This window comes from Rhizobium sp. SVR5-2C (genome assembly GCF_056755115.1).
Window position 1 is genome coordinate 1 of sequence record NZ_JBNDHT010000433.1, and the last position, 263, is coordinate 263.

The window sequence follows — 263 nt, forward strand, 5'->3', positions numbered from 1 at the left end:
CGTGCTGGCCGTCCGCGTCCTCGGGACCCGGCGGTAGCCGTGGGCGACAGGCGGCGCTCGCGCGCAGCGGTGAGCCCCGGCCGGGCCGCCATCGCCGGCGCCCTGCTGACGCTGACCGTGTCCTCGTGCGTCGCGCCGGCCTTCGACTCGGGTGCCTACGAGGAGAACGCCGTGCACGCGCTCGACTCCGCGACGGGTGAGACGCGCACGGCCGCCATCGCGCTGGAGGCGGCCCTGCAGGGCCGGGTCAGCCAGGCCTACCT

General features: G+C 77.2%; 1 protein-coding gene. It reads left to right on the plus strand.

Features of this window, described 5'->3' with window-relative positions; genetic code table 11:
• Window positions 1-39 precede the first annotated feature (39 nt).
• The coding region (locus ACPYOI_RS36410) for a hypothetical protein (protein ID WP_481424222.1) at window positions 40-263 on the plus strand (224 nt) is incomplete at its 3' end.